The 6,057-nt window shown below is 53.8% G+C and carries 8 protein-coding genes; 1 reads left to right on the forward strand and 7 read right to left on the reverse strand.

Annotated elements, in window-relative coordinates; genetic code table 11:
- The 6 genes from RT613_RS15170 to RT613_RS15195 all read right to left on the reverse strand — a co-directional run.
- A partial coding sequence (locus RT613_RS15170) for an ABC transporter permease subunit (RefSeq protein ID WP_409558831.1) occupies positions 1–504 on the reverse strand: 504 nt, incomplete at its 3' end.
- A 187-nt stretch (positions 505–691) separates the two neighbouring features.
- A complete protein-coding gene (locus RT613_RS15175; protein ID WP_313616608.1) occupies positions 692–1,645 on the reverse strand; it encodes an ABC transporter substrate-binding protein in 954 nt (317 codons plus the stop codon).
- Positions 1,646–1,857: 212 nt separating this feature from the next.
- Positions 1,858–3,093 (reverse strand): 23S rRNA (adenine(2503)-C(2))-methyltransferase RlmN, encoded by a 1,236-nt coding sequence (gene rlmN / locus RT613_RS15180; protein ID WP_313616610.1) that lies wholly within the window; start codon positions 3,091–3,093, stop codon positions 1,858–1,860.
- Positions 3,094–3,294: 201 nt separating this feature from the next.
- Positions 3,295–3,798, reverse strand: coding sequence for an invasion associated locus B family protein (locus RT613_RS15185; protein WP_313616612.1), 504 nt, complete (start codon positions 3,796–3,798; stop codon positions 3,295–3,297).
- A 379-nt stretch (positions 3,799–4,177) separates the two neighbouring features.
- A complete protein-coding gene (locus tag RT613_RS15190) occupies positions 4,178–4,555 on the reverse strand; it encodes a YkvA family protein (protein WP_313616697.1) in 378 nt (125 codons plus the stop codon).
- 50 nt (positions 4,556–4,605) lie between these two features.
- The gene (locus RT613_RS15195; RefSeq protein ID WP_313616614.1) at positions 4,606–4,914 is read right to left on the reverse strand and encodes a 4a-hydroxytetrahydrobiopterin dehydratase; all 309 of its coding nucleotides are present in this window, start codon (positions 4,912–4,914) and stop codon (positions 4,606–4,608) included.
- 44 nt (positions 4,915–4,958) lie between these two features.
- Between RT613_RS15195 and RT613_RS15200 the strand changes: the two genes are divergently transcribed.
- Positions 4,959–5,441 carry a low molecular weight protein-tyrosine-phosphatase gene (locus RT613_RS15200; RefSeq protein WP_313616616.1) on the forward strand — a complete coding sequence of 161 codons (483 nt, stop codon included), beginning with the start codon at positions 4,959–4,961 and terminating at the stop codon, positions 5,439–5,441.
- Here RT613_RS15200 and thpR read toward each other — a convergent pair.
- Positions 5,372–5,968 carry an RNA 2',3'-cyclic phosphodiesterase gene (gene thpR, locus RT613_RS15205; protein ID WP_313616618.1) on the reverse strand — a complete coding sequence of 199 codons (597 nt, stop codon included), beginning with the start codon at positions 5,966–5,968 and terminating at the stop codon, positions 5,372–5,374. The two genes, RT613_RS15200 and thpR, sit on opposite strands and share 70 nt — an antisense overlap.
- Positions 5,969–6,057: the final 89 nt, after the last annotated feature.

Below are 6,057 nucleotides of genomic sequence, written 5' to 3' on the forward strand. Positions count from 1 at the left end.
GGCATTGGCACCGGTTGCGCGCATGGCAAGGCCTGCATCGCTTTCCAGGAAACGCCAAACCAGGATAACCGCGATCAGCACAAGCGCACCAACGAACAGCGGGCGAACCAGATATTCAGCCACGCCGAGACCATAAAACGGCTCGATCATGGTTTCCTGATTGAGCAGTGCGACGTTCGGTTTGCCCATGACGCGCAAGTTCACGGAAAACAGCGCAATCATGGTCAGGATCGATGCCAGAAGATTGAGGATCTTGAACCGCACATTCAGCGTTGCCGTGACGATACCGGCAGCGGCGCCGGCCGCCATCGCACAGGCTGCAGCAAGCCAGGGGTTCAGACCGGCAATGATCAGAACCGCAGCAACGGCCGCACCAAGCGGAAACGAACCATCCACGGTCAGGTCCGGAAAATCCAGCACACGGAATGCGAGGTAAACGCCGATAGCAACAAAGGCGAAAACCAGCCCCAGTTCAACAGCACCCCAGAAGGCGATTTGGCTCACAAGATATATCCCTGATTTATCGCCCAATCATTACACTGGGCGCATTTACTGCAGTTCGCAAACTGCCATGAAACCGCTCGCTCACCTCCAGCTTTGACGATGCCCGGGACAGGCCCGGGCATGAAAAAGCATATGCGGCAGTTTTCCAAAAAACAAACGAGGCTGCGCGATGGCAGCCTCTTCATGCTTATTCGATGACCTTGGTGGCGCGCTTCACAACGCTTTCCGGGAAAGTCACGCCAACCTTTTCAGCCACAGTCTTGTTGATGACCAGGTCGGTACCGACGGCAACGGTGGCAGCAATATCACCAGGCTTTTCACCCTTGAGGATACGCACGACAACAGCACCTGTCTGCTTGCCAACATCGAAGTAGTTGAAACCGAGTGCCGCAATCGCGCCACGTGCAACGGAATCCGTATCAGCCGCAAAAAGCGGAATTTTCGCTTCCGAGGCAACGCCAGCTGCAGCTTCAAATGCCGATACGATGGTGTTGTCGGTTGGAACGTAGATCACGTCGGCCTTGCCAACCAGCGCACGTGCTGCACCCTGCACTTCTGCAGACTTGGTCGCAACGGATTCAACAACCTTGAGACCAGCCTTTTCGGCTTCAGCCTTGAGCAACTCCAGCGTCGAAACCGAGTTGGCTTCGGCAGAGTTGTAGATGTAACCAACGGTCTTCGCGTCCGGGCTGATTTCCTTGATCAGTGCCAGATGTTCGTTCACCGGCAAGGCGTCAGAAAGGCCAGTGACGTTACGGCCAGGCTTTTCCATTTCCTTGATCAGCTGTGCGCCAACCGGGTCGGAAACCGCAGTAAACACCACCGGAATGTCACGGGTGGCAGCAACAACAGCCTGAGCGGACGGCGTGGAGATCGGCACGATGACATTTGGTGCATCGCCAACGAACTGACGGGCAATCTGGGCAGCAGTGGCAGGATTACCCTGAGCAGACTCATAAACGAATTTGAGGTTTTCACCTTCCTTGTAACCGGCTTCGGCCAGAGCTTCCTTGACGCCATCACGGGCCGCATCAAGAGCAGGGTGCTCAACGATGGCAGTGACGGCAACGGTTACAGTTTCGGCCTTTGCAGGCATGGCAAGTGCGGTTGCAGCCGCAAGTGCCAAGATGAGTTTACGCATGGATGATCCTCCGAGTGTTTTTCTTTCGGATATCTTCTTAGGAAAGGGGGGATTTGAAATCAATCAGCGAACAGCCACAAAACGCTTATTCTTGTGGCGATAGTACACGCGCAAGCCACGCTTGCAAAAGTCGGCATCCCACGTATCAACACAAGATGAAAGCACGCCACTATCCACGGATGGAAATGACGTGCCGTCTCTTTGCTTTCTGATCAGTCATCTGCGCCGTGGTTGGCAATCATCATCGCTTCAAACGCCAGACGTTCTGTCTTGCGCATGCGCTCGGATTCCGACTTCAACTGGCCACACGCCGCCAGAATATCGCGGCCGCGTGGTGTACGGATTGGTGACGCGTAACCGGCCTGATTGATGAAATCGGCAAATTTCTCGATCTGTGCCCAATCGGAACACTGGTAATTGGTACCCGGCCATGGGTTGAACGGAATGAGGTTGATCTTTGCCGGAACACCCTTGAGAAGCTGCACCAGCATCTTGGCATCTTCCAGACTGTCATTAACATCCTTCAGCATCACATATTCAAAAGTGATGCGGCGGGCGTTGGAAAGACCAGGATATTTCCGGCAGGCCTCGATCAGCTCTTTCAGTGGATATTTTTTGTTGATCGGCACCAGCATGTCGCGCAGCTCGTCGCGAACCGCATGCAGCGAGATCGCCAGCATCACGCCGATTTCGTCACCTGTGCGGAAAATTTCCGGCACGACACCTGAGGTCGAGAGCGTCACGCGACGTTTGGAAAGCGACAGGCCATCACCATCTGTGGCGATCAGCAGCGCCGTCTTGACGTGTTCAAAGTTGTAAAGCGGTTCGCCCATGCCCATCATCACGATGTTGGACACCTTGCGACCTTCGCTTGGCACATAGGCACCAACCGGGGTCGAACCATCCGGGAAGTCGCCCAGCCGGTCACGGGCCAGCAACAATTGTGAGAGAATTTCTTCCGCCGTCAGGTTGCGTACCAGACGCTGTGTGCCGGTATGACAGAAAGAACAGGTCAGCGAACAGCCAACCTGGCTGGAAATGCACAACGTGCCGCGACCTTCTTCGGGAATATACACGGTTTCGATTTCGACCGGACGACCAGCACCCCGTGGCGGAAAACGCATCAGCCACTTGCGGGTACCATCGTTAGAGATTTGCTCCTCGACGATCTCGGGTCGGGCAATGGTGAACTTCGCTTTCAGCGTTTCGCGCAGATCCTTGGCGACATTGGTCATATTGTCGAAGTCGGACACGCCACGCACATAGAGCCAGTTCCACAACTGGCTGACGCGCATTTTCACTTGCTTTTGCGGCACACCGGCATCCATCAGCGCCTCGGCCATTTCCTCACGGGTAAGGCCAATCAGGCTGGGCTTGCCAGACATCAGATCGCTATTGGCAACGATCGGCTTTTTAACGGCCAGACCGGTGGCTTCCATTACGGACATCGCAATATCCCATCATCGAATACGCATCGAAAATCGGCAGCTATAAAAGGCCGAACCATCGTCTGCATGTCATGAAAATCAGCGGCAGGCATCAAAAACGTGCCCGCTTGCGGTTTGTTGCCGCGCCTTTAGCATTAATCCGTCTTCAACGCAAATGGCCGGTCAGGGACCGGCCATTCAAAATCCACGCTGCAAGGATGCTTACTTGCAGGATTCGATCTGCTTCAACGCGGCTGAAATGCCGGAGAGCGAGTAGGAATAGGTTGTTGCGGTACCGCGACCGGATGTCGCCTTTACGGTCATGGATCGACCGCCCTTCATTGCAGCAACCAGCGCCGGCTCTTCGGCAGCGTTCTCAACCCATGCAGCCTTGTCCTTGGTGAACATCACAAAATTCTTGTTGTCGATGCTCACATTGACCTTCGAACCTTCGCGCAAGGCGTAACCAACCATGGCCTGAGGTTCGTAGGAAATGTTCTGGCCCGGACGCTGCGAAACGATGAAGAAGATATCACCGTGGTCAACGTTCGATGGTTCTTTGGTTGTCGGGATGGAAAGCACGTAACACACGGTACTGTTACCGGATTTGTACGAATAAGCACCCCATGCGTTGAACTGCTGGATGCGCGTGGGCGACTGTGCATAGGCCAGGCTTGCGCCTGTCATCAGAATTGCCACTGCGGTTGCTACACTTCTTACAAACATTGATTTCCTGCCGGGTTTACTGTCACCAAATGCCCGGAACGGCTCTGCCGGGCTTATCGAAGTTATGTTCATTTTTAGTTTGGCTTAACATGGGTTACCAAACCGTCAACGGGAACGATAAAATAACGAAAATGTATCGCCCTGTTACAATTTCGCGACGTCAAGCCACCTTGCATTTGTCACTCTGATGCAATGCGCTTCGACATCTCGTGAAACACGTTTCTTTCTCCCAAACCGCTTATCCATTTTGGGAGACATGCTTGAGCCGTAAGGGGATTTGGTGTCTTAGGATGCTGTCTCTGCAAACAGCTTTGACACAAAGTTTAAGGCAAGAATTTGTCCTCCAACGAACGGTGGAAATCACAGAACCGTTACGCTTTCACTCTTCTTCCGGGCGCGCCAACATCTCATCGGCGGCGTCATAATGTTCCATTTTTATATGGGCACGAATCATCGCCAGAGCAGCCGTTAAAACAGCGATATCATCGGTAAAACCAATCACCGCAAACATGTCAGGGATCACGTCGATAGGCATGATGAAATATCCAAGCGCTGCCAACAGAATACCCTTAGCACGCAACGGCGTTGTCGGGTCCATCGCACAATAATAGGCAGCAGCAGCGTCTCGCGCGAAAGGAATGCGCTTCATTGCACGGCGCAATTTCGGCCAGAACTTGGAACGCACCTCTCTTTCGCGCTCCTCCTGGGTATCAGGATCCCCTGGCAATAGGATTTCACCGATCTTGACATCATCCATCGTTCGTGGAGCCTCCATCTTCCCTTTATATGGGAAGAATAAAACACGGTTCAATTGCCGCGATCGCCAGCCGCCTTGTTGATGCAGGCTGCCAGCTGAAAATCCCGTTCACTCACCCCTTGAGAATCATGGGTCGTTAGCGCCACATCCACACGGGAATAGACATTGTGCAACTCCGGATGATGGTTGAACTTTTCCGCGGCCAGCGCAATCTGCGTCATGAATCCGAAGGCTTCGGAAAAATTTGCAAACTTGAAGTTACGGGTAATTGCCAAACCATCGGCACGCATCACCCAGCCACCACCCAGCTTTTGTAGTTCCTGCTCGATTGCAGCCGTTTCCAGCCTGTCGTATTTCATGGCATAGACCTCCCTGTCCGATTGCTAAGGTTATGGATCACAGCATGAAACCAGTCTCGATACTGTTCGTCTGCATGGGCAATATTTGCCGTTCGCCACTGGCTGAGGGCATTTTCACACACATCACTGAAACAGCGCAACAGCAACACAGGTTCCATGTGGATTCGGCCGGCACCGGTGGCTGGCATGCGGGAAACCCGCCTGATCCGCGCTCGATGGAGATTGCAGCCCGGCACGGCATTGATATCTCCGGCCAACGCGCCCGGCAGGTCAACACGGATGATTTCGAGCGCTTCGACCTCATCCTGTGCATGGATGAGGATAATCTGGCGCGCCTGTCGCAGTCCTGCCCACCAGACTTGCAGCACAAGCTGCATCTGTTCAGCCAATATGCCCATGGCACGACACAGAGTGTACCGGATCCCTATTACGGTGGTGCAGACGGTTTTCTCACCGTTTACAACATGCTTTTTACCGGCTGCAAATCCATGCTGGAAAAGATGGGTGCAGACGACGTGGCCTCGTAAAGCGGGAAGGTCTCTTCGGCGATGTAAGGTCCGCCACCCACCGATTCCTTGGACGACATCAGCACGAAACGCCCAACCGTAAAGGCTGAGGTTCTAAAGTCTCCCCGGCCGGAGAGATATTGCACTACATCATCAAGACGGCAATTGCGCAGGCGAGCCAGCGTGACATGTGGCATGAATTTGCGCGGATCCGGCGGCAATCCAATGCGTTGGCAGATACGTTCGATTTCAGCCTGAAGCGCATTCATTTCTGGTGAGGGGGAAACCCCGGCCCAGATGGAATGGGGTTTCTTGGAACCGAAGGAGCCGATGCCGGTCAGATTGAGTTGAAACTCGGGCCGATTTATCCGGTCCAGACGATCAACTACCTCATCGGCAGTTCGCCCGTCTATGTCACCGATAAAGCGCAGGGTTATATGATAATTCTCCACATCAATCCACCGGGCACCCGGTAGACCACCACGCAATAAAGAGAGGCTTAACGCCGCGTTGCGTGGAATTTCGAGAGCGGTAAATAGTCTCGGCATGGCGAGCTCCCCGAATCTCTTGCAGATAACAACAGCGAATCATGCAATGCCTTTGCACGCAAGCTCTTATTTTTATTGCCCACCAATTG

The sequence above is a fragment of the Agrobacterium sp. genome (assembly GCF_032092815.1).
GTDB lineage: Bacteria > Pseudomonadota > Alphaproteobacteria > Rhizobiales > Rhizobiaceae > Agrobacterium.